This window comes from Gordonia sp. DT101 (genome assembly GCF_049844895.1).
In the GTDB taxonomy this organism is placed as follows: domain Bacteria; phylum Actinomycetota; class Actinomycetes; order Mycobacteriales; family Mycobacteriaceae; genus Gordonia.
The window spans coordinates 164,309-184,548 of record NZ_JBNCLX010000004.1 but is presented as its reverse complement, the minus strand read 5'-3'; the positions used below and the strand labels follow the sequence as shown (position 1 = coordinate 184,548).

Sequence of the window (20,240 nt, the reverse complement as noted above, 5' to 3'; positions counted from 1 at the left end):
TATGGTCATCGCTGACTGATCGACGACACCGAGGGGAACACCATGGCCGCGCCGCTGATCGAGGAATCCATCGACATCAACGCCTCCGCAGAGGACGTCTGGGCGGTGATCTCCGACCTCAAGCGCATGGGCGAGTGGAGCCCGCAGTGCAAGAAGATGATCATCCGGGGCGGAACGATCGGCCTGGGCACGAAGTCGATCAACATCAATCGGCGTGGCCCCCTGGTGTGGCCGACGACCGCGAAGGTCGTCCGCTTCGCCCCTGCCAAGGAACTGGCGTTCCGCGTGGCCGAGAACCGCACGGTGTGGAGCTACAGCATCGAGCCGTCCGGTGCGGGCGTGCGGTTGACCGAGAAGCGTGAGGTCGGCAACGGCACCACCAAGGTGTCGTCGTTCCTGGTCGACAAGATGATGGGCGGGACCACCAACTTCGAGGCGGAGCTCAAGCTGGGCATGGCCGAGACGCTCGAGAAGATCAAGCGGACCGCGGAGTCGTCGACGACGCGCGCTGCCTGACGCGGGGGTCTCGATACGCCGGCTCGCGGTCTCGATACGCCGGCTCGCTACGCTCGCGCGGCTACTCGACCGGCAGGACCAGCGGCTGTTCGACCGGCGGAAGGGGCGGCTGTTCGACCGACGGAAGGGGCCGTCGGCTCAGCGGTCGGAGAGCTTCTGCATCAGGGCCGGCAGATCCGCGATCGAGTCCACGATGTGATCCGGGACCGGGCCGAACTCGTCGCGTTGCAGCGCCCGCAGCGCGTCCTCGCGGAACTTCCCCGTTCGCACGAGCACCCCGATGAGGGCGGCGGCCTGGGCACCGAGCACATCGTTGTGCATGTCGTCGCCCACCATCACCACCTGGGTGGGCTCGAGTTGCATCAGTTCGACCGCGGCACGGAAACCGAGCGGTGACGGCTTCCCGATCGCTTTGATCTTCCGTCCGGCCGCCTTCTCCAGCCCTTCGAGATAGACGCCGGTGTCGATGCTGAGCCCGTCCGCTGTGGACCAGGTCATGGACCGGTGCATCGCGACCACCGGCACCCCGGCAACCATCAGCTCGAGGACCTGTGACAGGGCACGGTGGTCGAACACCGGACCCGCACCGCCGAGGACCACCACCTGCGCCCGGTCCGGTTGGTCGATGAGCTCGACCCCGGTCATGTCCTCGGCGATGGGGCCCTCGTTGAGCACCCAGGCCCGCTTGCCGGGGTGATTCGCGGTGAGATACTCAGCGGTCAGTTTGGCCGCGGTCAGGATCTCGTCGGCGGCGACGTCGAAACCGCAGTCGTTGAGTGCCTGAGCGATCTCGCCACGAGAGCGCGAGGTGGTGTTGGTCAGGAACATTCGCGGATAGCCCTGCTCAACAAGTTCGGCGACCGCCTCCACAGCTCCCGGCAGCGCTTTCCACGAGGTGACCATCACCCCGTCGATGTCCAGCAGCAACCCGAGAGTCATGCCCAAAAATCTAGACCCGTCAGCGGCACCCTGCACGGTCGCCGGGCCCGGATGGCATGCTGGGCGGATGCGATCGGTGTCGGATCACCAGGCCATTGTCGCGGCGCTGTTCGGTATCCCCGATGCCGCGACTGCGCGTGTCGCCGATGCACTCGGCTGTGTGACGGCGGCCGAGGTCGTCGCACCGATGGGACTCCCCGGATTCGACAATTCGGCGATGGACGGCTACGCGGTGATCGCCGATGAGATCGCTTCGGCCACAGACGAATCCCCGGTCAGCCTGCCGGTGGACCAGGACATCCCGGCGGGACGCACCGACCGGCTGACACTGGCCCCGGGTACCGCTCACCGGATCATGACCGGCGCACCGATGCCTGTGGGCGCCGATGCGGTGGTCCCGGTGGAGGCGACGGACGGCGCGGTCGACCGTGTCGCGATCCGAGCATCGGTGCCGTCCGGGAGACACATCCGCCGGGCCGGCTCCGACATCGAGGCCGGTGAGGCGGCGATACCCGCGGGCACGCGTCTCGGGCCTCCGCAGGTCGGCCTGCTCGCCGCCCTCGGCGTCACCGAGGTGTCCGTGCGGCCACGATTGCGGGTCGTCGTGCTGTCGACCGGCTCTGAGCTGGTGACTCCCGGCGAGCCGCTGCGCTACGGACAGATCTACGAGTCCAACGGACCGATGCTGACCGCGTCGGCACTCGAGGCCGGCGCCGACGCCACGCACCTGCACTACGTCACCGACGACGTGGACGCCTTCCGCGCACGACTCGACGAGATCAGCGACGACGCGGACGTCATCATCACATCGGGTGGGGTGAGTGCGGGCGCCTTCGAGGTGGTGAAGGATGCCCTGACCGGCACCGGCGTCGAGTTCTCCAAGGTCGCGATGCAGCCGGGAATGCCACAGGGGTGTGGTCATTACGCTGCCCCCGGCGGTCGTCGGGTCCCGATCATCACGCTGCCGGGCAATCCGGTGAGTTCACTCGTGTCGTTCGAGGTGTTCATCCGTCCACCGTTGCGCGCGGCGATGGGACTGCCGTCAGAGCGGCCGCGGGTCATCGCGCAGCTCACCACCGACATCCGCTCCCCCGGAGGGAAACGGCAGTTCCTGCGCGGAGTGCTCGGCGACGGCGACGACGGCACGCCCGTCGTGGACCCGATCGGCCCGCCCGCATCGCATCACCTGCGCTACCTGGCCAGGGCAGACGCATTGATCGACATCCCCGCCGAGACCGAGTCGGTGGCCGCCGGGTCCGCGGTCGACGTCATCGTTCTCTGAGCTGCCACCTGCACCGGGGTCTACCCGCTCTGTGACCGATGTCGCCGAAGCGCGATGAGGCCGGAGGCTCCGCCGGGCACGCTCTAAGCTGGGGCGAGCGGGCCCGCACGTGCCGAACGCACACCCGTTTGTCGCAACAGGAGGTTGATTTTGGCCAGGCGCCCGCGTCCGGACGGAACGCGCAGCGGAGCAGGTCATCTCATCGACCTCGCACGCGAGACCATTCCCCCGGTTCACCGTGCCGGACTGCCTTTCGTCGCGGGACCCGCCGCGATCGCAATTGTCGGGCGCCACCACCCGTGGATCGCCCGGCCGGCCGCGCTCACCGCCGCGGCCTGCGCCGCATTCTTCCGCCATCCCTCCCGTGTGCCACCGACCGCCACCGGTGCGGTCGTGGCGCCGGCCGACGGCACCATCGCGCTGGTGGACGAGGCCGTGCCGCCACCCGAGTCGGGTCTGGGCGACGAGCCGCTACCCCGGGTGTCCACGTTCCTGTCCATCTTCGACGTGCACGTCCAGCGGGTGCCGGTCACGGGCACCGTCACCTCGGTGACGCACACGCCCGGATCGTTCGTGTCGGCCGATCTCCCGGAGGCCAGCAGCATCAACGAGCGCACGACGATGACACTGAGCTGCCCGGTCGGACCCCAGACCACCCGCGACATCGCCGTCGTGCAGATCGCCGGGCTGCTCGCCCGACGGATCGTCTGCGACCCCGTCGTCGGGGAGGGCCTCACCGTCGGGGACACGTACGGGCTGATCCGGTTCGGGTCGCGCGTCGACGTCTATCTACCCGCCGGGTCGGTACCTCTGGTGCGGGTCGGACAACGTGCGGTGGGCGCCGAAACCGTCTTCGCGGCCCTGGACTGACCCATGCCGAACGCCCGCAGATCCGAGCGCTCGACGTCGCATCGCACCCCGACCACCCACGCGACGCGACGCGCCCGCAGCACCACCGCGACCACGCCGCCGCCCGCCCGGATGCAGGCCGAGCGTGCCCGCTTCGCCAAACAGGCCGCCGTCGGGCGCATGTTCGTCCCGTCGGCGCTCACGATCCTCGCGATCTGTGCCGGACTGACGGCCATCCGGGTGGCGGGCACCGGCGACATCAATGCGGCCATGGGCCTCGTGGTGGCCGCCGCCCTGCTCGACGGCCTCGACGGCCGGGTCGCGCGGATGATGGGCGCGACCACCAGGATGGGCGCCGAGATCGACTCGCTCGCCGACGCCATCAATTTCGGGGTCGTACCGGCACTGATCGTGTACCTCCACCTGATGCCCGACGAGGACATCGGCTGGGCGTTCACCCTGATCTACTGCTGCGCGATTGTGCTTCGTCTCGCACGGTTCAACACCCTGCTCGACGACGACGAGGCGCCCGGCTTCACCCGCGACTTCTTCATCGGCGTGCCGGCACCGGCGGCCGCGATCATCGCGCTGCTGCCGATCGGGTTGTCGCAGCAATTCGGTTCAGGGTGGTGGACCTCGGTGCCGGTGGTGGGTGGATGGCTGGTGTTCGTGGCGCTGCTGGCCGTCAGCCGGGTGCCGACGGCATCTCTCAAGGCGGCGTCGGTGCCGCCGCGTGCGCTGGCCGGTCTGCTCATCGTGGTCGCCATCGGCGCGGCGCTGTTGCTGACGTTCCCATATGTCCTGATGATCATCGCCATCGTCGGCTACCTGCTGCACATCCCGTTCGCATGGCGCAATCGGCGCTGGGTCGCCGAGCGCCCCGAGCACTGGGAGGATCACCCCTCCGAACGACGCGCGCAGCGTCGGGCCATCGCCCGCGCGCAGCCGGGGCGTAGGCGACGGCTGACCACCGGCGGCAAATCGCAGGCCAGGCTCGGGCTCCGGCGCCCGACCGGTGTGGTCGCCGCGCCCGACGTGACCGCGCCCGACTCCCCCGCGCCCGACTCCCCCGCGCCCGACTCCCCCGTGCCCGGCTCTCCCGTGCCCGACGTCGCGCCGCCCGAGTCCGTGTCCGACCCATCGAGCGAGGAGAACCCCTGATGCCGGGCAGCGTCCAGCTCACCCTGACCGCACGGGTGAACCCGTCGGCCGCCGATGCCCGCCGCGGGATCGTGCGTGTGCACTCCGAGGTGCTCACCGCGTTGGGCCTGCGTGAATGGGATGCGGTCTCGATCACCGGGGCCCGGGTGACCGCCGCGGTCGTCGCGGACGCCGGGTCCGGGACACCGACGGGGACCGCCCTGCTCGACGACATCACGTTCTCCAATGCCGGCGTCCGGGAGAACGCGTCGGTGGTGGTGGCACCGGTCCGCGTGCACGGCGCCACTCGAGTCACGGTCTCCGGTTCGGCACTCGCCACGCGGTCGGTCGACGAGACGACGCTGCGCCGCGCGCTCCTCGGCAAGGTCGTCTCGGTCGGCGACGCGGTCTCGTTGCTACCGCGGGATCTCGGTCCGGAGTTCACCGCCGGTGCGGCCACCCGGGCGCTCGCGGTCTCGGTCGGCATCACCTGGACCAACGAACTGTTGACGGTGACCGCCACCGATCCGGCCGGACCGGTCAGTGTGCAGACCAACACCGCCGTGCTGTGGGCGGGGGACGATGCCGGGGAACCGTCGTCGCCGCCCCCGTCGTCGCCGCCCCCGTCGACGGCGCTGGGATTCGCGGCGTCACAGCCGTCGTCACCGGCACGACGGACCACCGGGAGCACGACCACTCCCGGTGTCACGTCACCCGGATCGTCGTCGACCACCGCCGTCCGCCCGGTCTCCACCCTGGTCGGTCTCGACGGCCAGGTCGCCAAACTCACCGAATGGTTGACGATCACCCTCGACGAACCGGAGGTGCTGAGGACGCTGGGGGCCGCGCCTCGTCTGGGTGTCCTGGTCACCGGTCCGGCCGGCGGCGGCAAGGCCACGATGGCCCGCTCGGTGTGTGCGGATCGCCGGCTGACGACGATCGACGGACCCACTGTCGGTGCGCTGGAGGCCGGCGCCCGACTCGAGGCGGTGCGGTCGGCGATCGCGGATCTTCGCGACGGCGGCGGTGTCCTGCTGATCACCGACGTCGATGCCCTGTTGCCCGCGCCGCAGGAGCCCGCACCTGCCGAACCGGTTTCCACGCTGATCCTCGACGAGTTGCGTGCCGCCATCGCCGACCGCGGCGAGAACGGTCAAGGCATGCCCGGGGGCACGATCGCATTGATCGCGACGACGGCCGAGGCCGTGCGCCTCGACAGTCGGCTTCGCGATCCGGCGTTGTGTGATCGGGAGCTGATCATCGGTCTGCCCGACATGGCCACGCGCGCCCGGCTACTGGGCGTCATCCTCACCGACGTGCCCAGCGAAGGACATCTCGATCTCGATGTGATCGCCTCGCGCACACCAGGTTTCGTCGCCGGCGATCTGGCCGCCCTGGCCCGGGAGGCCGCGCTGCGGGCCGCCGCTCGGGTGACCGGCGCCGGGAGCGCAGCGAGCGGGCCGAATCACACCGGCGCCGGGAGCGGAGCGAGCGGGCCGAATCACACCGGCGCCGGGAGCGCAGCGAGCGGGCCGAATCACACCACCTCCGAAGACGACAGACCACGGATCGCGATGTGCACCGACGACTTGGTCGGGGCGCTCGAGGTGATCCGCCCGGTCTCGCGGATGGATTCACCAGAGGTGGCGCTGGGGTCGCTCACCCTGGACGAGGTCGGCGACATGGTGGAGACCAAGCAGGCACTGACCGAGGCCGTGCTGTGGCCGCTGCAGCATCCGGACACCTTCACCCGGCTCGGTGTGGAACCGCCGCGTGGTGTCCTGCTGTTCGGCCCGCCGGGCTGCGGTAAGACGTTCGTGGTGCGGGCCCTGGCGGCATCGGGTCGGTTGTCGGTGCACACGGTCAAGGGTGCGGAGCTGATGGACAAATGGGTCGGGTCGTCGGAGAAGGCGGTGCGTGACCTGTTCGACCGGGCGCGTGAGTCGGCGCCCTCGCTCATCTTCCTCGACGAGATCGACGCCCTGGCACCGCGGCGCGGTCAGTCCTCCGATTCGGGGGTCGGCGACCGCGTGGTCGCCGCACTGTTGACCGAGCTCGACGGCGTGGAGCCGCTGCAGGATGTGGTCGTGCTCGGGGCGACCAACCGGCCGGACCTGATCGATCCGGCCCTGTTGCGCCCTGGTCGTCTCGAACGTCTGGTCTTTGTGCCGCCGCCGGATTCGGCCGCTCGCGCCGAAATACTGCGCGCCGCGGGCCGCAACGTGCCGCTGGCCGACGGTGTGGATCTGCAGGCGTTGGCCGAGGACCTCGACGGCTACTCGGCCGCCGACTGTTCGGCGTTGTTGCGGGAGGCCGCGCTGTCTGCGATGCGGCGCGACATCGACGCCGCGACCGTCGGCCCGGAGGATGTGTCGGAGGCCCGGGCCCGGGTCCGTCCGTCGCTCGATGCGGCGCAGGTGGAGAACCTGCGCGCGTATGCCGAACGACGCGTGGAGTAGCGCGATCACCCGAGCGCGCGGAGATAGCGCTTTGTGATGAGCGTCTGGGCCAGTCTGCCCAGCGGGCCGCCCATCCGCGCCAGTCGACTGTGCGGCCGCGAGAACGCGGTGACGGTGAACGTGACGCTGCCGTCGTCCCGGATCTCCACGACAAAGAGTTCCTCACCGGATTCGGGATGACCGGGCAGGGTTCCGTACGCAAATCCTGCCCGCTGCCCCTCGTCGACGACGTCGACGACGCGGACCGGCGCGTGAATCCGTGCGGGTCCCACGCCGAGTGAGAGCACCGCGACGCCCCCGCCGATCACTGTCGGCTCCGAGGCCGAGATCGCCACTCCAGATCGGAGCTGGACCTGCCAGGTCAGCACGGCATCCCGGGCAGCCATGAAAGACGCAGCGCCGGAACCGATCTGAACGGAATCGGAGAGGTGGTGGTATCCGGCGGGCAACTCGCCGGCAGTGGCCGCGACCTCGGGATAGGTGAACGGAACGTCTCGGAGTCGGCGTGTGGTCGCCGTGTCCAGGGGTCGCCATCGCTGCACCATCGACCTCATTCAACCCGGGCCACACCGCAACGGCCACCGACGAGAGCTCCGCACCGTGCGGGCGCCGTCAGTGCGTCGCCCCGACCTCGATGAGAAGGACGCCGCCGACGATGAGGACGATGCCGAATCCCATCAGAAAGGTCAGCGGTTCATCGAACAGGAACCTGCTGAGAGTCGTGAGCGCCACGCCGGCGGCCGCCCAGATCCCGTAGGCGACACCGACCGGCATGCCGTGGTCGAGACTGACGACGAGCATCGTGAAGGCCGCCACGTATCCGACACCGACCGCGACGAACCAGATCTTCTGCCCGGTCGAGGCCATCCGGAGCGCGAGTGTGCCCGCGACCTCGGAGACGATCGCACCGATCAGGAACAGCCAGGCCATCAGGGCACCGTCTGCTTCTCGTGCGCCTCCGGAGCGCCCTTGGGCCGTGCGGTCTGTGCGCCGATCTCGACGCACAGCACCCCGCCGATGACGAGCACGATCCCGATGCTCATCACAGCGGTGAGCGGTTCGTCGAAGAGGACCTTCGACATCACCGCGGTGAGCGCGACGCCTGACGCTCCCCAGATTCCGTACGCGACGCCGAGCGGCATCCGGGCCCGGAGCACGAGTGTGAGGCACACGAACGAACCCAGATAGCCGATCACCATCACCGCGTACAGCGCCGGATGCTCGAGCGCACCCTTCATCGACAACGTCGCGGTCACTTCGAGCAGGATCGCTCCGACGAGCAACAGCCAGGCCGCGCCCGTCTGGTTCCTCATGACCCGGCCGAGTCGTCGACGAGCCGGGCCGGGTGCGGCGGTGCACGATGGCCGGCGCCGGCGGTGCCGTCGACCCCGAGGACCTCGTACCAGAAACCGGCCGGGTCCTCGGGGTCGCAGGTGCTGACGGTGGCGCACACGAGGTTCGAGGCCATGCGGCTCACGCTACCTCGGTGCTATCGCCTCGGGCCTCGGGCGCGTCAGGACGTGGTCGACCCCTGGGTGGGGGCGGTCTGGCCCGGCTGGCCCTGCTGGCCGGGCATCTGACCCATGCCGCCCTGGCCGGTCTGGCCACCCTGGCCGGTCGAACCACCGGGCATCTGACCCATGCCACCCTGACCACTCGAACCGCCAGGCATCTGACCCATACCGCCCTGGCCGCCGGATCCCATGCCGCCCGGCATGCCACCGCCCGGCATGCCACCGCCTGGCATGTTGCCGCCTGGCATGTTGCCGCCCTGCATGTTCATGCCGGGTCCCTGGTTCGACGACGACGAGTTGCCGGCGAAGTAGCCGGCACCGAACCCGATCAATGCGAACACGACGGCGATCCCGATACCGCCGGCGATGACCGCGTTGCGCAGCTTGTCGGTGACCACGGTGGTCGCGGCCGGACGGTCCGCCGGCTGTCCGGCCGGCCCGAACACGTCGGTCGGCGTGGCGTCGGGTCCCGGTGCCACGGCGTGCTCGGCGGGCTGCTCGGTAGAGGCGATCGTCGCCCCCTGTGGTGTGGACATCGGTGTTGGTCTCACTTTCTACGAAAAGTAAAAGAGACATCCACCCTGCGGTCGCCGGCTGGCCGCAGGCTGCCCCGCACCTGCCAGTTGGCTGTGCGATCGGACCAATCGGACAGCGAACCTGTCAGTCGACACTGATCTGATAGAACACCGACCCCCCACCACCGGCCGCCCCCGCAGTTGTGCCCACCTGCACCCAATAGGTGGCGCCCGCCTTCTCGGCCGACAGGATCACCACCTTCTGCCCGCCGTCGGAGCTGCGCTGGGATTCGGTGAAGCCGGCATCGGTGAGCGTCGTCACGGCGTTCTCGAGCACATTTCCCGAGTCACGACCGCCCTGCACGGTCGCCGACCATCCGTCCGCACGAGTTCCGTCGGCGGTCAGCACGGTGCCCTCCACCAACGGGACCTGCTCGGTGGGGAAGTCTTTCGGCAATGCCGCGCCGTCGGGTGCATCGCCCCCGTCGGACCCGCAGCCGGTCAGCAGCACGGCGGCCGCGACAACAAGTGCGAGCAGCATTGACAGCCTGTCGAAGCGCATCATGCCAGCAACGGTAAGGTAGAGCGGGCGGGCGTTGCCCGTGACACCCCGCCCGAATCTGCGAAAGACGGTGTGCCCACTTGATCTCCGTGTTGGCTGCGCTCGCGCTCTGCGCGCTGCTCGCGCCGCCGGTGATCAAGTGGCTGGGAACCCGCGGTTTCTACGTCCTTGCGCTCGCTCCGGCCGGGGCGCTCGTCTGGGTCATCGTGAACTGGCCGCAGGAGGGGCAACCGCCCATTGTCGAGACGGTGAAATGGGTGCCCGTCCTGCACATGGACATCGTCACCAGGTTCGACACCCTGAGCGCGATCCTGTCGGTCCTCATCCTCGGTGTCGGCGCGCTCGTGCTGTGTTATTGCGCCCACTACTTCGACGACGCCCGGCCACGCGTCGCCGTGTTCGGCGGCGAGATGATCGCCTTCGCCGCGGCCATGTTCGGGCTGGTCATCAGCGACAACATGCTCGTTCTCTACGTGTTCTGGGAACTGACCACGGTGTTGTCGTTCATGCTGGTCGGCTTCTACGGCATCCGCGCCACCGCGCGGCGCGCCGCGACCCAGGCGCTGCTGGTCACAACCGCAGGCGGCCTGGCCATGCTCGTCGGCATCATCATGCTGGGCGAACGCGCCGGCAGTTACCTGCTGTCGGACATCCTGGCCGATCCGCCCGCCAGTGGCACCTACGTCGACTGTGCGGTCGTCCTGTTGCTCATCGGCGCGCTGAGCAAATCCGCGATCGTGCCGTTCCACTTCTGGCTCCCGGGCGCGATGGCCGCCCCGACCCCGGTGAGCGCCTATCTGCACGCGGCGGCCATGGTCAAGGCCGGCATCTATCTGATCGCGCGCCTCGCCCCGGCCTTCTCGACGACGCCGAGCTGGCACATCGCCGTCGTCGTGCTCGGCATGGTGACGATGGTCCTCGGCGGTTGGCGGTCCCTTCGCGAACTCGACCTCAAACTCGTGCTCGCATTCGGAACGGTCTCCCAGCTCGGCTTCATGGCGGTGCTGGTCGGCATCGGTGATGCGAACGTCGCCATGGCCGGCATCACCATGCTCGTCGCGCACGCATTGTTCAAGGCCGCGCTCTTCATGGTCGTGGGCATCATCGACCACTCGACCGGTACCCGCGACATCCGCAAGCTGGCCCGCCTCGGCCACCGGCTCCCGGTGCTCGCGCTGACCGCGGCGGTGGCCGGGGCCAGCATGGCCGGGTTGCCGCTCACCATCGGCTTCGTCGGCAAGGAGACGGCCTTCGGGTCGGTATGGGACACCGGCGCCTATGTCCCTTGGCAGTCCGAGACGATCGACATCGTCCTGCTGGTCGGTTCGGTCATCACCTTCGCCTACACGTGCCGGTTCCTCTGGGGTGCGTTCGGCCGTAAGGTCCGCTCCACACCGAGCCCGGCGGTCGCCAAGATGCATCCGCCGACGCCGATGTTCCTCGCTGCGCCGATCGTGCTGGCGATCGGCGGCGTGGTGGCGGGCATCTTCAGCCCGCTGGTCGGTGACCTGTTCGAGCCGTACGCGGAAACCCTCCCGAGCTACGGCCACGAGCTCGAGCACCTCGCGATGTGGCACGGCTTCGGTCTGCCGGTCGTGTTCTCGATCATCGTGATCATCGGCGGCGCGCTGCTGTTCCTGTTGACCCGGCGGCTGCGCGAACAGCTGTTCCGGTACCGCCCGATCCTCAACGCCGACCGCATGTACGACGCGACCCTCCGGGCCGCCGACACCCTCTCGCTCCTGCTGACCCGCAACACGCAGCGCGGCTCGCTGCCCATCACCCAGGGCGTGATCCTGTCGACGGCGATCGTGGTGCCCGTCGCGGCGCTCGCCTGGGGTTCCCGGACACGCCTGGAGATCGCCGGGTTCGACACCGCGGTGCAGTTCGTGATCGGCGCCATCATCGCGGTCGCCGCGGTGGCCGCGGTCGTGCTGCGCAATCGCCTCGCCGCCACCCTCGTCGTCGGTCTCACCGGCTACGGCGCCGGCATGCTCTTCGCCCTCTATGGCGCACCCGACCTCGCGCTCACCCAGTTCCTGGTGGAGACGCTCACCCTGGTGATCTTCGTGCTGGTACTGCGCAAGCTCCCTGCCGAGCCCGAACCCCGTCACGCCACCGGATTCAAACCGCTGCGTGCCCTCATCGGCGTCGCGTTCGGCGCGTCATTGGTGATCATCGGACTGTTCGCGGCGGCGGCACGCTCCGAGCAGCCGCTGCACGTCGACATCCCGGCAGCTGCCTACGAGTTCGGCCACGGCGCCAACGCGGTCAACGTGCTGCTGGTCGACGTCCGGGCCTGGGACACCCTCGGCGAGATCTGCGTCCTGATCGTCGCGGCGACCGGCGTGGCGTCGATGGTGTTCCGCAACCGGCGGTTCGGTGCGGCTCCTCGCGTCGCCGATGCGGCTCGCCTGCAGGCCGGGATCAACGGCGAGGATGTGGACGACCCGATCCCGCCGGACCGGACCCGATGGCTGCTGGGCAGCGACTTCCGCGACCCGCGGCACCGGTCGATGGTGCTCGAGGCGACCACCCGACTGATCTTCCCGACCATGGTGGTGCTGTCGGTCTACTTCTTCTACGCGGGTCACAACGCCCCCGGCGGCGGCTTCGCCGGGGGCCTCACCATGGGCCTGGCGCTGGTGCTGCGGTATCTCGCCGGCGGACGATACGAACTCGGCGAGGCGCTGCCCATCGAGCCGGGTCGCATCCTCGGTGCCGGTCTGGCGATCTCCGCGGGCACCGCGGTGGCCTCGCTGCTGCTCGGTGCCCCCGCCCTGTCGTCGGCGGTCTTCGAGATGACGCTACCGGTACTGGGCCACGTGAAGCTCGTGACCGCGATCTTCTTCGACCTCGGCATCTACCTCATTGTGGTCGGTCTGGTCCTCGACGTCCTGCGCAGCCTCGGTGCCCGCCTCGACGTCGAGTCCACCGCCGTCGACAACACCCACGCACCCGTGCGCGCGACCGCGGGGGAGGTGCCCCAGTGAGCATCAACCTCGGACTGCTGATCGTCATCGGCGTGCTGGCGGCCTGCGGCGCCTACCTGTTGATGGAACGCAGCCTGATCCGCATGCTGTTGGGACTCCTGTTGTGCGGCAATGCGATCAATCTGCTGATTCTCGTGGTGTCCGGCGGCATGGGGAACCCGCCGATCCTGGGCCGGTCGTCGGAGAGCCGCGCCGCCGATGCCGATCCGCTGGCGCAGGCGATGATCCTGACCGCCATCGTCATCACCATGGGCGTCGCCGCCTTCGTGCTGTCGCTGGTCTACCGCCTCTTCGTGATCAACCGCGACGACGACGACCTCGAGGACGACACCGAGGACGTGAAGATCCTCAGCGGCTCGCTGAACACCGCCCCCGACCGTGACCGCACCGACGACCCGGTCACCCTGGCCGACACCGCGGCGGGCGATCTGTACGACGACGAGGGCAATCCGCTCACGCCGGAGGAGTTCGCGGCACGGCACGCGGAGATGATCGAGACCGACCTCATGCCCGAGGACGCCGACGTGGTCGACGAGAACGTCGACGAGAGCGAATCCGCGAGCAGTCCCGCCGACCCGACCGATGGAGCCCACCGATGATCCCGCAGCCGTCGTGGGTCCCGGTGCTCATCACCCTGCCCACTCTGGTACCCATCGTGGCGGCAGCCCTCACCCTGCTCGGTGGCCGCAGCCCGCGTTTCCAGCGGGCGATCGCGGTCGGCGCGATCTCCGTGGCGTTCATCGCGTCGTGCATGTTGCTCTACCTGACCAACGCGCGCGGCACGTTCGCCGTCACGATCGGCGGCTGGGGCGACAAGGGCTTCCCGAACGGTCCGCTGGGCATCACCCTCGTCGTCGATCAGCTCGCCGCGCTGATGCTGGTGGTCTCGACGATCGTGCTGCTGTGCGTCGTCGTGTACGCGGTCGGCCAGGGTCTTCGCGACGGGACGTCGCAGCAGCCGGTGTCGATCTTCCTGCCGACCTATCTCATCCTGACCGCCGGTGTGTGCAACGCGTTCCTCTCCGGCGACCTGTTCAACCTGTACGTGTCGTTCGAGGTGCTGCTGGCCGCGAGCTTCGTGCTGCTCACGCTGGGCGCGAGTCCCGAACGGGTCCGCGCGGGCGCCTCGTACGTGATGGTCTCGATGGTCTCGTCGCTGATCTTCCTGTCCGGCATCGCCTTCGCCTACGCGACCACCGGGACCCTCAACCTCGCCGAGATGGCCGCCCGACTCGATCACGTCCCCGACGGCACGCGCAACGCGCTGTATGCGGTGTTGCTCGTGGCCTTCGGCATCAAGGCCGCGGTGTTCCCGCTGTCCACCTGGCTGCCCGACTCGTACCCGACGGCACCCGCGCCGGTCACCGCGGTGTTCGCCGGGTTGCTCACCAAGGTCGGCGTGTACGCGATCATCCGGGCCCACACCCTGCTGTTCCCGGGCGGGTCGATGGACAACGTGCTCCTGATCGCGGGGCTGTTGACCATGCTGATCGGCATCTTCGGCGCGATCGCACAGTCCGACATCAAACGACTGCTGTCGTTCACCCTCGTGAGTCACATCGGTTACATGGTGTTCGGCATCGCGTTGTCGTCGCGGTTCGGGTTGTCGGCGGCCATCTACTACGTCGCCCACCACATCCTGGTGCAGACCACACTGTTCCTGGTGGTGGGCCTCATCGAACGTCAGGCCGGGTCGTCGTCGCTGCGCCGGCTGGGCGGGCTCATCGCGACCCCGGTACTCGCCGCGCTGTTCCTGATTCCGGCCCTGAATCTCGGTGGCATCCCGCCGTTCTCCGGGTTCATCGGCAAGGTCGCGCTCCTCGAGGCCGGCGCCCAGGACGGCTCTGTGCTGGCGTGGGTCCTGGTCGCAGGCTCGGTGGTGACGAGCCTGCTCACGCTCTACGTCATGGCCCGTGTGTGGACCAAGGGTTTCTGGCGCGCCCGCGCGGACGCACCGGAGGGCGACCTGGCCGATCAGGGCCCGTCGGCCCTGATCGACGAGAGCACCGACATCGCCTTCGACGACCGGGCCGACGTCGGCCGGATGCCGATCGGCATGGTCATCCCGACCGCGGTGATGGTCGCCGCCGGACTCGTGCTGACCCTGTGGGCCGGTCCGATCATCGGTTTCACCGACCGCGCGGCGGCCGACATCGCCGACCGTGGCATCTACATGCAGGCAGTACTCGGAGGTGACGGCCGATGAAGAACCGCGCCGCGGCGCGTCCGTTACGTGCGCGCATCATCACCGCCTGGCGTGTGTCGCTGCTGTTCATCTTCTGGAACGTGGTGAGCGGCTACGTCTGGGTGCGTGATCGGGTCCGCATCCCGCGCTGGCTCGGCAGCGATGGCCGCGAGGTCGCTGTCCGGCTCTGGAGCCTGGCCTGGCTCACCTTCGTCTGGGTGTTGCTGTGGGGCACCATCTCGTGGGCCAACATCATCGGCGGCCTGGTGCTGGCGACCGCCATCGTCACCCTGTTGCCGCTGCCGCGGGTGCCGGTCGAGGGGCGCATCCACCCGATCGGGTTGCTCGTCCTGATCGGACGGCTGATCGTCGACTTCTTCATCTCGAGCGCCCAGGTGGCGTGGGCGGCGATCCGGCCGGGGAAACCACCACTCGGCGCGGTTGTGCGGGTCCGTCTGGCGATCAAGTCCGATCTGGTCCTCACCCTGGCCGTCGACTATCTCAACCTGGTGCCGGGCACCATGGTGCTCGAGATCGACCACCGCAGGCGCATGCTCTACATCCACGTCTTCGACGTCCGCAACGAGAAGCGCCTGGTGGCGTTCCGCAAACAGGTCGCCTTTGTCGAGAAGGCGTTCATCCGGGCGTTCGAGCGGGACAGCGAGTGGCATCCGAGTCCGTACCACGGGATCGACGAGGACTACCACCGCGTCGCACGGGCGAACGGGGGTGAGCAATGACCTACGTCTGGGTGATCGTGAGTGCGATGCTGATGATCGCCGCGGTACTGACGACCATTCGAATCCTGCGCGGTCCCACCACGCTCGACCGGCTGGTCGCCCTGGACACCGTCATCGCACTCTGCATGTGCGGACTCGGTGCGTGGGCCGCGTACAGCCGCGATTCGACCGTGGTGCCCGCCATCGTCGCGCTGTCGCTGGTGAGTTTCGTCGGGTCGGTGGCCATCGCCCGTTTCCGAGTGAGGGATGACGAGACATGATCGGTGACATCATCTCGTCGGTGTTGTTGATCCTCGGGTCGGCGATGGCGCTGACCACCTCCATCGGCATGCTGCGCTTCCCGGACACGCTGAGCCGGATGCACGCGTCGACGAAGCCGCAGACCTTCGGCCTGCTGCTGGTCCTGATCGGCGCGATGATCCGCCTCGGCCGCAACGTGGACGTCGGCATGCTGGTCCTGGCCTGCCTGTTCGCCCTCATCACCGCGCCGGTGATCGCGCACCGCATCGGCCGGCTGGTCTATCAGGAGCAACGGGCACGCGACGGTCTGATCGCACGCGAGGACATGGAGTCCGGCACCCGGGACTAGTCCCACCCGCCGACCACCGTGCGCACCTCCTCGCCGATCGTGCGCACTTTCCCGCCGATCGTGCGCTCACAAAGACGCGTGCGCACAGTCGGCGAAAAACTGCGCACGCTCGGCGAGGTTCTGTACCCGCTCGGCGAGGTTCCGCGCACGATCGGCGAGGTTCCGCGCACGATCGGCGACGATGTGCGCACGGTCGGCGCATGGCACTGTCACTCCAGCTCGCCGACCACCGAGTTCACCACGGCGCGCAGGTCACCGGTGCGCCGATAGACCTCGCGCTGGCGCTGGTAACTGGTACCGCGAGCGGCGATGTCGGCGACGCGAGAGAGTTCGTCGACGCAGTTGAGGTCGTGAGCCACCGGCGCGAGCCGGGCGAGTACGTCGGCGAGATCGTCGGTCACCAGACGCTCGGTGCAGTCCGAGTCCAGGATGACGATGGCGTCCAGCCCGTATCTCGCTGCGCGCCACTTGTTCTCCTGCACCAGCCAGGGCGCCATCTGTGGCAGGTTCTCGCCTGCCTCGAGTCGCCGATCGAGATCGACGACGAGACAGTGGATCAGCGCGACCAGCGCCGACAGCTCGCCGAGGTTGGTCATCCCGTCGCAGACCCGGACCTCGATGGTGCCCAGGTGCGGCGAAGGCCTGATGTCCCACCGGATCTCGTTGAGGTGATCGATGATGCCGGTGGTCATCTGGTCGGTGACGAAGCCCTCGAACTCGGTCCACGTGCCGAACTGGAACGGCAGACCCGCCGTCGGCAGCTGCTGGAACATCATCGCGCGGTTGCTGGCGTAACCGGTGTCCTGACCCGCCCACATCGGCGACGACGCCGACAGTGCCAGCAGGTGCGGATAGTAGTTCAGCAGGGCGCCCAGGATCGGTAACACCTTGTCGCGGTGACTGATCCCGACGTGCACGTGCACTCCCCAGATCAGCATCTGACGCCCCCACCACTGGGTGCGCTCGATCAGCTCCGCGTATCGGTGCCCCTCGGTGAGCAGCTGCGTCGACCACTCGGCGAACGGGTGGGTGCCTGCACCGTATAGATCGACACCGAGTTCCTCGGTGAGGCCGCGGATGCCGTCGAGCGTGGCGGACAGATCCGCAATCGCCTCGGGCGTGTCACGGCAGACACCGGTGACGATCTCCACGGTGTTGCGCAGCAGTTCCTTGTGTACCTTGCCGCGACGGTCCGGCACCCGCTCGGACACCAGCGCGAACAGGTCCGCGGCCGAGTTCGACAGATCGCCGGACGCCTTGTCGGTCAGGGCGAATTCCCATTCGACCCCCAGGGACGGGGTCGGCGAGCCGTCGAACTCGATCGGGGTGATCATGGCCGCGGATCAGAACCGCATCGGGTCACTCGTGAGCCTCGATGACCCCACACGCCAGCCGACTACCCGCATCGCCGGTCTTCATCGTCTGCTCGTCCGGCGCCGGTGCATACCGGGTGGGGATGTTGGCGAAGTTGTCCGCCTTCTCGTGGATGACGATCGCCTTGCCGACGATCTGCCCCAGATTCACCGCGTCGGTGGTGGTGACCGTCTCGCCGGTGCCGTCCTTCAGGACGTTGATGGACACCAGGTCTCCGCTGGACGGATGACCGGTGTGCCCGTCGACCTGCAGGTGGCTGCCGGCGCTCGAGAACGCCTCGCCGCCGCCGGTCTGGCAGACGCCGTTCTGGTGGATGTGCATGCCGTGGAAGCCGGCCGGGATCCCGCTCTCGGCGTTCAGCCGCACCGTGACCTTGACCGACGACCCGCTCGGCGCGAACGTCGCCTCGCCGATCGATTTGCCGCTGTCGTCGATCAGGTTCGCGGTTGCGTCCTCCTTGGGCGACTCGCCCGCGCCGTCGGCGTCGTCGACCTCACCGGGAGGCGCCTGGTTTCCGGTCACCACCGACGGGGTGGTGCCGGGTGTGTCGGTCGCCGACTCGTCGGGAGTACATGCGGCCAACGCCGCGCCGACGATGCCGGCTGCGGCCAGCACGGCCAACGTGCGACGGGTCGAATTGCCGGTTTGCGATCTGACGGTCATGTCACTCCTTGTGATCTGAACGGACCCTGGTCTGGCGGACTGTCATCGGGGTACAGGTCGAGCCGGCGTCGTCATCGGGTGACCACGATGACCGGGATACCGTCCGCACACTGCGTGAACGACGACGGGCGGGACTCCACGCTCGCGTCGCCGCCGAGTGCGGCGGCCACCTCGTCGGCGGCCGACTTCTGGCCGTCGTCGTAGAAGATCGTGTTCTCCGTGATCGACGATGTGGTGATGTTGCCGGGCGACGCGGTCTGGAAACCCTTGGCCTTCAGATTGTCGGCGACCTCGCCGGCCAGGCCGGAGACCGATCCCGCGTTGAAGACGCACAGCTCCGGCGTGTCGGCCGACGCGCTCGCCGACGACGACGCGGAGGCGGACGCAGCGCTCGGTGCCGCCGCCGACGTCACCTGGCGCTGGGCGTCCTGCAGATCCTGCTCGGGATTGTCGCCACTGGTCGCAGCGGAATGCCAACCCAGTCCAATGCAGACGATGGCCAATGCCAGCAACAGCATGGCACCGGCGCGGAGCGGCAGCCGGCTCGGTTCACGATCAGGATTCATCACCGAGAACCTTACTTCACATCCGATGGTGTGCCGGGTGCGGTCGCCGCTGTCGTGAGGCCGGTGCGATCAGGTGATCTCGAAGCCGAGACGACGGGCCGCGCGAGCCTTCTGACGCGACGCCCGCAACCGTCGCAGACGCTTGACCAGCATCGGATCGGCGGCCAGTGACTCCGGCCGATCGACGAGGGCGTTGAGCACCTGGTAATAGCGGGTGGCCGACAACCCGAAGAGCTCTTTGATGGCTTCTTCCTTGGCTCCCGCGTACTTCCACCACTGCCGTTCGAACGCGAGGATGTCGTGCTCACGACGGGACAGTCCATCCGGACCGACCTCGTGCGGGTCGGCGGGATTGGTCGGTTCGGTGGCAGCGTCTGTGTGGGTGGGGTCTGTGGGTGTGGGTTGATCGCCCTGCTTCTGGCTTCGCGCAGCTGCGCCGTCCATCTCGCTCCCTCAAGATCGCCTCGTGCACATCACATCGCTGGATATGGTCCCCCGACCCACCAGCCCGAACAAAACTCCACCGAACCGGATATTCAGGTCGCCGAACAAATCACAGCAATGTGGTTCGGTGATCATCTAACCACGATCGGCGGGCCGGTTCGTGGTGTGACTCGCCATGACCCTTCGTTCACCGGATGTGGCACGCTCACTTCCACTCCCGCCGCCATGGCGACACGCGGACGAGCCGTGTGAGGTCGCTCGGTAATCTGTCCGGCATGGCAATCCTCCCGATCTGCATCGTCGGCGAGCCGGTGTTGCATGACCCCACCGAACTCGTCGAGCTCGATGCGCAGCGTCGTCCCGCGGCGGAGCTCGTGACGCTTCTCGACGACATGTTCGCGACCATGGACGCCGCCAACGGTGTCGGCCTGGCCGCCAATCAGGTCGGGGTCGGCAAACGGATGTTCGTCTACGACTGCCCGGACGGCGAACGGTACGAGGCGCGGCGGCGGCGCGGTGAGGTGATCAACCCCGTGCTCGAGACATCGGAGATCCCGGAGACCATGCCCGATCCCGACGACGATGACGAGGGTTGTCTGTCCGTGCCGGGTGAGCAGTTCCCCACCGGGCGGGCCGACTGGGCTCGCGTGACCGGAGTCGATCGCAACGGTGACGAGGTCGTCGTCGAGGGCACCGGATTCTTCGCCCGCATGCTGCAGCACGAGGTCGGCCATCTCGACGGTTTCCTCTATGTCGACGTGCTGATCGGCCGCAACGCCCGGGCCGCGAAGAAGGCAATCAAGCGTCAAGGCTGGGGTGTGCCGGGGTTGTCGTGGCTCCCCGGGGCCGTCGACGACCCGTTCGGGCACGACGACGAGGACTGAGGCATGGATGCCGTGACCGGGCGCTG

24 protein-coding genes are annotated in these 20,240 nt (G+C 68.5%); 12 read left to right on the top strand and 12 right to left on the bottom strand.

Going from position 1 to position 20,240, the window contains the following annotated elements; all coding sequences use genetic code 11:
* The first annotated feature begins 42 nt into the window (after positions 1-42).
* The gene (locus ACLQ3I_RS15660; RefSeq protein WP_425790160.1) at positions 43-516 is read left to right on the top strand and encodes an SRPBCC family protein; all 474 of its coding nucleotides are present in this window, start codon (positions 43-45) and stop codon (positions 514-516) included.
* Between the two features lie 138 nt (positions 517-654).
* On the opposite strand, the gene ACLQ3I_RS15655 is transcribed toward ACLQ3I_RS15660, so the two are convergent.
* A complete protein-coding gene (locus ACLQ3I_RS15655) occupies positions 655-1,455 on the bottom strand; it encodes an HAD-IIA family hydrolase (protein WP_425790162.1) in 801 nt (266 codons plus the stop codon).
* Between the two features lie 67 nt (positions 1,456-1,522).
* Here ACLQ3I_RS15655 and glp point away from each other — a divergent pair, with 67 nt between their 5' ends.
* The 4 genes from glp (at position 1,523) to ACLQ3I_RS15635 (ending at position 7,185) form a co-directional block, all read left to right on the top strand.
* Positions 1,523-2,737 carry a gephyrin-like molybdotransferase Glp gene (gene glp / locus ACLQ3I_RS15650; RefSeq protein WP_425803043.1) on the top strand — a complete coding sequence of 405 codons (1,215 nt, stop codon included), beginning with the start codon at positions 1,523-1,525 and terminating at the stop codon, positions 2,735-2,737.
* A gap of 150 nt (positions 2,738-2,887) precedes the next feature.
* Positions 2,888-3,607: a phosphatidylserine decarboxylase gene (locus ACLQ3I_RS15645; RefSeq protein WP_425790166.1), complete on the top strand. Its 720-nt coding sequence runs from the start codon at positions 2,888-2,890 to the stop codon at positions 3,605-3,607.
* A 3-nt stretch (positions 3,608-3,610) separates the two neighbouring features.
* Positions 3,611-4,747, top strand: a complete 1,137-nt coding sequence (locus ACLQ3I_RS15640; protein ID WP_425803040.1) for a CDP-alcohol phosphatidyltransferase family protein — start codon at positions 3,611-3,613, stop codon at positions 4,745-4,747.
* On the top strand, positions 4,747-7,185 hold the full coding sequence (locus ACLQ3I_RS15635) for an AAA family ATPase (RefSeq protein WP_425803037.1): 2,439 nt from the start codon (positions 4,747-4,749) through the stop codon (positions 7,183-7,185). The genes ACLQ3I_RS15640 and ACLQ3I_RS15635 overlap by 1 nt, the downstream gene beginning before the upstream one ends.
* A gap of 5 nt (positions 7,186-7,190) precedes the next feature.
* On the opposite strand, the gene ACLQ3I_RS15630 is transcribed toward ACLQ3I_RS15635, so the two are convergent.
* From ACLQ3I_RS15630 to ACLQ3I_RS15605, 6 genes are all read right to left on the bottom strand, one after another.
* Positions 7,191-7,730 carry a DUF1990 family protein gene (locus ACLQ3I_RS15630; protein ID WP_425803035.1) on the bottom strand — a complete coding sequence of 180 codons (540 nt, stop codon included), beginning with the start codon at positions 7,728-7,730 and terminating at the stop codon, positions 7,191-7,193.
* Positions 7,731-7,797: 67 nt separating this feature from the next.
* Positions 7,798-8,115: a DMT family transporter gene (locus ACLQ3I_RS15625; RefSeq protein ID WP_425803032.1), complete on the bottom strand. Its 318-nt coding sequence runs from the start codon at positions 8,113-8,115 to the stop codon at positions 7,798-7,800.
* Entirely contained in the window at positions 8,115-8,498 is a 384-nt protein-coding gene (locus tag ACLQ3I_RS15620) for a DMT family transporter (protein WP_425790173.1), read from the bottom strand. The genes ACLQ3I_RS15625 and ACLQ3I_RS15620 overlap by 1 nt, the downstream gene beginning before the upstream one ends.
* Positions 8,495-8,653 carry a hypothetical protein gene (locus ACLQ3I_RS15615; protein ID WP_425803030.1) on the bottom strand — a complete coding sequence of 53 codons (159 nt, stop codon included), beginning with the start codon at positions 8,651-8,653 and terminating at the stop codon, positions 8,495-8,497. The genes ACLQ3I_RS15620 and ACLQ3I_RS15615 overlap by 4 nt, the downstream gene beginning before the upstream one ends.
* 45 nt (positions 8,654-8,698) lie before the next feature.
* Positions 8,699-9,235: a hypothetical protein gene (locus ACLQ3I_RS15610; RefSeq protein ID WP_425803028.1), complete on the bottom strand. Its 537-nt coding sequence runs from the start codon at positions 9,233-9,235 to the stop codon at positions 8,699-8,701.
* Between the two features lie 124 nt (positions 9,236-9,359).
* Complete coding sequence (locus ACLQ3I_RS15605; protein WP_425803026.1) at positions 9,360-9,779, bottom strand: hypothetical protein; 420 nt, start codon at positions 9,777-9,779, stop codon at positions 9,360-9,362.
* A gap of 77 nt (positions 9,780-9,856) precedes the next feature.
* On the opposite strand from ACLQ3I_RS15605, the gene ACLQ3I_RS15600 reads away from it, so the two are divergent.
* The 6 genes from ACLQ3I_RS15600 to mnhG are packed head-to-tail and all read left to right on the top strand — an operon-like array spanning position 9,857 to position 16,283.
* Positions 9,857-12,769 carry a Na+/H+ antiporter subunit A gene (locus tag ACLQ3I_RS15600; RefSeq protein WP_425803024.1) on the top strand — a complete coding sequence of 971 codons (2,913 nt, stop codon included), beginning with the start codon at positions 9,857-9,859 and terminating at the stop codon, positions 12,767-12,769.
* Positions 12,766-13,368, top strand: a complete 603-nt coding sequence (locus ACLQ3I_RS15595) for a Na(+)/H(+) antiporter subunit C (RefSeq protein ID WP_425790183.1) — start codon at positions 12,766-12,768, stop codon at positions 13,366-13,368. Before ACLQ3I_RS15600 ends, ACLQ3I_RS15595 begins: the two co-directional genes overlap by 4 nt.
* A complete protein-coding gene (locus tag ACLQ3I_RS15590) occupies positions 13,365-14,975 on the top strand; it encodes a Na+/H+ antiporter subunit D (RefSeq protein WP_425790185.1) in 1,611 nt (536 codons plus the stop codon). Before ACLQ3I_RS15595 ends, ACLQ3I_RS15590 begins: the two co-directional genes overlap by 4 nt.
* Positions 14,972-15,694 carry a Na+/H+ antiporter subunit E gene (locus tag ACLQ3I_RS15585; RefSeq protein WP_425803022.1) on the top strand — a complete coding sequence of 241 codons (723 nt, stop codon included), beginning with the start codon at positions 14,972-14,974 and terminating at the stop codon, positions 15,692-15,694. Before ACLQ3I_RS15590 ends, ACLQ3I_RS15585 begins: the two co-directional genes overlap by 4 nt.
* On the top strand, positions 15,691-15,954 hold the full coding sequence (locus ACLQ3I_RS15580; RefSeq protein WP_425790189.1) for a monovalent cation/H+ antiporter complex subunit F: 264 nt from the start codon (positions 15,691-15,693) through the stop codon (positions 15,952-15,954). The genes ACLQ3I_RS15585 and ACLQ3I_RS15580 overlap by 4 nt, the downstream gene beginning before the upstream one ends.
* Positions 15,951-16,283, top strand: coding sequence for a monovalent cation/H(+) antiporter subunit G (gene mnhG / locus ACLQ3I_RS15575; protein WP_425790191.1), 333 nt, complete (start codon positions 15,951-15,953; stop codon positions 16,281-16,283). Before ACLQ3I_RS15580 ends, mnhG begins: the two co-directional genes overlap by 4 nt.
* A 66-nt stretch (positions 16,284-16,349) precedes the next feature.
* Here the strand turns inward: mnhG and ACLQ3I_RS15570 are convergent, their stop codons facing one another.
* The 5 genes from ACLQ3I_RS15570 to ACLQ3I_RS15550 all read right to left on the bottom strand — a co-directional run bounded on the left by ACLQ3I_RS15570 (position 16,350) and on the right by ACLQ3I_RS15550 (position 19,330).
* Positions 16,350-16,496 (bottom strand): hypothetical protein, encoded by a 147-nt coding sequence (locus ACLQ3I_RS15570; RefSeq protein ID WP_425803020.1) that lies wholly within the window; start codon positions 16,494-16,496, stop codon positions 16,350-16,352.
* The gene (locus ACLQ3I_RS15565; RefSeq protein WP_425790513.1) at positions 16,493-17,614 is read right to left on the bottom strand and encodes a glutamate--cysteine ligase; all 1,122 of its coding nucleotides are present in this window, start codon (positions 17,612-17,614) and stop codon (positions 16,493-16,495) included. Before ACLQ3I_RS15565 ends, ACLQ3I_RS15570 begins: the two co-directional genes overlap by 4 nt.
* Positions 17,615-17,642: 28 nt before the next feature.
* Positions 17,643-18,320, bottom strand: a complete 678-nt coding sequence (sodC, locus tag ACLQ3I_RS15560; RefSeq protein ID WP_425790193.1) for a superoxide dismutase[Cu-Zn] — start codon at positions 18,318-18,320, stop codon at positions 17,643-17,645.
* A gap of 71 nt (positions 18,321-18,391) precedes the next feature.
* Positions 18,392-18,886, bottom strand: a complete 495-nt coding sequence (locus ACLQ3I_RS15555; protein WP_425803018.1) for a LytR C-terminal domain-containing protein — start codon at positions 18,884-18,886, stop codon at positions 18,392-18,394.
* Between the two features lie 69 nt (positions 18,887-18,955).
* The gene (locus ACLQ3I_RS15550) at positions 18,956-19,330 is read right to left on the bottom strand and encodes a DUF3263 domain-containing protein (protein ID WP_425790197.1); all 375 of its coding nucleotides are present in this window, start codon (positions 19,328-19,330) and stop codon (positions 18,956-18,958) included.
* 275 nt (positions 19,331-19,605) lie between these two features.
* On the opposite strand from ACLQ3I_RS15550, the gene ACLQ3I_RS15545 reads away from it, so the two are divergent.
* The gene (locus ACLQ3I_RS15545; RefSeq protein WP_425790199.1) at positions 19,606-20,214 is read left to right on the top strand and encodes a peptide deformylase; all 609 of its coding nucleotides are present in this window, start codon (positions 19,606-19,608) and stop codon (positions 20,212-20,214) included.
* The last annotated feature ends 26 nt before the right edge of the window (positions 20,215-20,240 follow it).

Excerpts from the sequence above, each read along its gene's own strand:
- ACLQ3I_RS15610 (WP_425803028.1), bottom strand. The coding sequence starts at position 9,235 with ATGTCCACACCACAGGGGGCGACGATCGCCTCTACCGAGCAGCCCGCC.
- ACLQ3I_RS15635 (WP_425803037.1), top strand. The coding sequence starts at position 4,747 with ATGCCGGGCAGCGTCCAGCTCACCCTGACCGCACGGGTGAACCCGTCG.
- ACLQ3I_RS15630 (WP_425803035.1), bottom strand. The coding sequence starts at position 7,730 with ATGGTGCAGCGATGGCGACCCCTGGACACGGCGACCACACGCCGACTC.
- ACLQ3I_RS15655 (WP_425790162.1), bottom strand. The coding sequence starts at position 1,455 with ATGACTCTCGGGTTGCTGCTGGACATCGACGGGGTGATGGTCACCTCG.
- mnhG (WP_425790191.1), top strand. The coding sequence starts at position 15,951 with ATGATCGGTGACATCATCTCGTCGGTGTTGTTGATCCTCGGGTCGGCG.
- ACLQ3I_RS15615 (WP_425803030.1), bottom strand. The coding sequence starts at position 8,653 with ATGGCCTCGAACCTCGTGTGCGCCACCGTCAGCACCTGCGACCCCGAG.
- ACLQ3I_RS15660 (WP_425790160.1), top strand. The coding sequence starts at position 43 with ATGGCCGCGCCGCTGATCGAGGAATCCATCGACATCAACGCCTCCGCA.
- ACLQ3I_RS15620 (WP_425790173.1), bottom strand. The coding sequence starts at position 8,498 with ATGAGGAACCAGACGGGCGCGGCCTGGCTGTTGCTCGTCGGAGCGATC.
- ACLQ3I_RS15550 (WP_425790197.1), bottom strand. The coding sequence starts at position 19,330 with ATGGACGGCGCAGCTGCGCGAAGCCAGAAGCAGGGCGATCAACCCACA.
- ACLQ3I_RS15580 (WP_425790189.1), top strand. The coding sequence starts at position 15,691 with ATGACCTACGTCTGGGTGATCGTGAGTGCGATGCTGATGATCGCCGCG.
- ACLQ3I_RS15605 (WP_425803026.1), bottom strand. The coding sequence starts at position 9,779 with ATGATGCGCTTCGACAGGCTGTCAATGCTGCTCGCACTTGTTGTCGCG.
- ACLQ3I_RS15585 (WP_425803022.1), top strand. The coding sequence starts at position 14,972 with ATGAAGAACCGCGCCGCGGCGCGTCCGTTACGTGCGCGCATCATCACC.
- ACLQ3I_RS15545 (WP_425790199.1), top strand. The coding sequence starts at position 19,606 with ATGGCAATCCTCCCGATCTGCATCGTCGGCGAGCCGGTGTTGCATGAC.
- ACLQ3I_RS15555 (WP_425803018.1), bottom strand. The coding sequence starts at position 18,886 with ATGAATCCTGATCGTGAACCGAGCCGGCTGCCGCTCCGCGCCGGTGCC.
- ACLQ3I_RS15625 (WP_425803032.1), bottom strand. The coding sequence starts at position 8,115 with ATGGCCTGGCTGTTCCTGATCGGTGCGATCGTCTCCGAGGTCGCGGGC.
- ACLQ3I_RS15590 (WP_425790185.1), top strand. The coding sequence starts at position 13,365 with ATGATCCCGCAGCCGTCGTGGGTCCCGGTGCTCATCACCCTGCCCACT.
- glp (WP_425803043.1), top strand. The coding sequence starts at position 1,523 with ATGCGATCGGTGTCGGATCACCAGGCCATTGTCGCGGCGCTGTTCGGT.
- ACLQ3I_RS15640 (WP_425803040.1), top strand. The coding sequence starts at position 3,611 with ATGCCGAACGCCCGCAGATCCGAGCGCTCGACGTCGCATCGCACCCCG.
- sodC (WP_425790193.1), bottom strand. The coding sequence starts at position 18,320 with ATGACCGTCAGATCGCAAACCGGCAATTCGACCCGTCGCACGTTGGCC.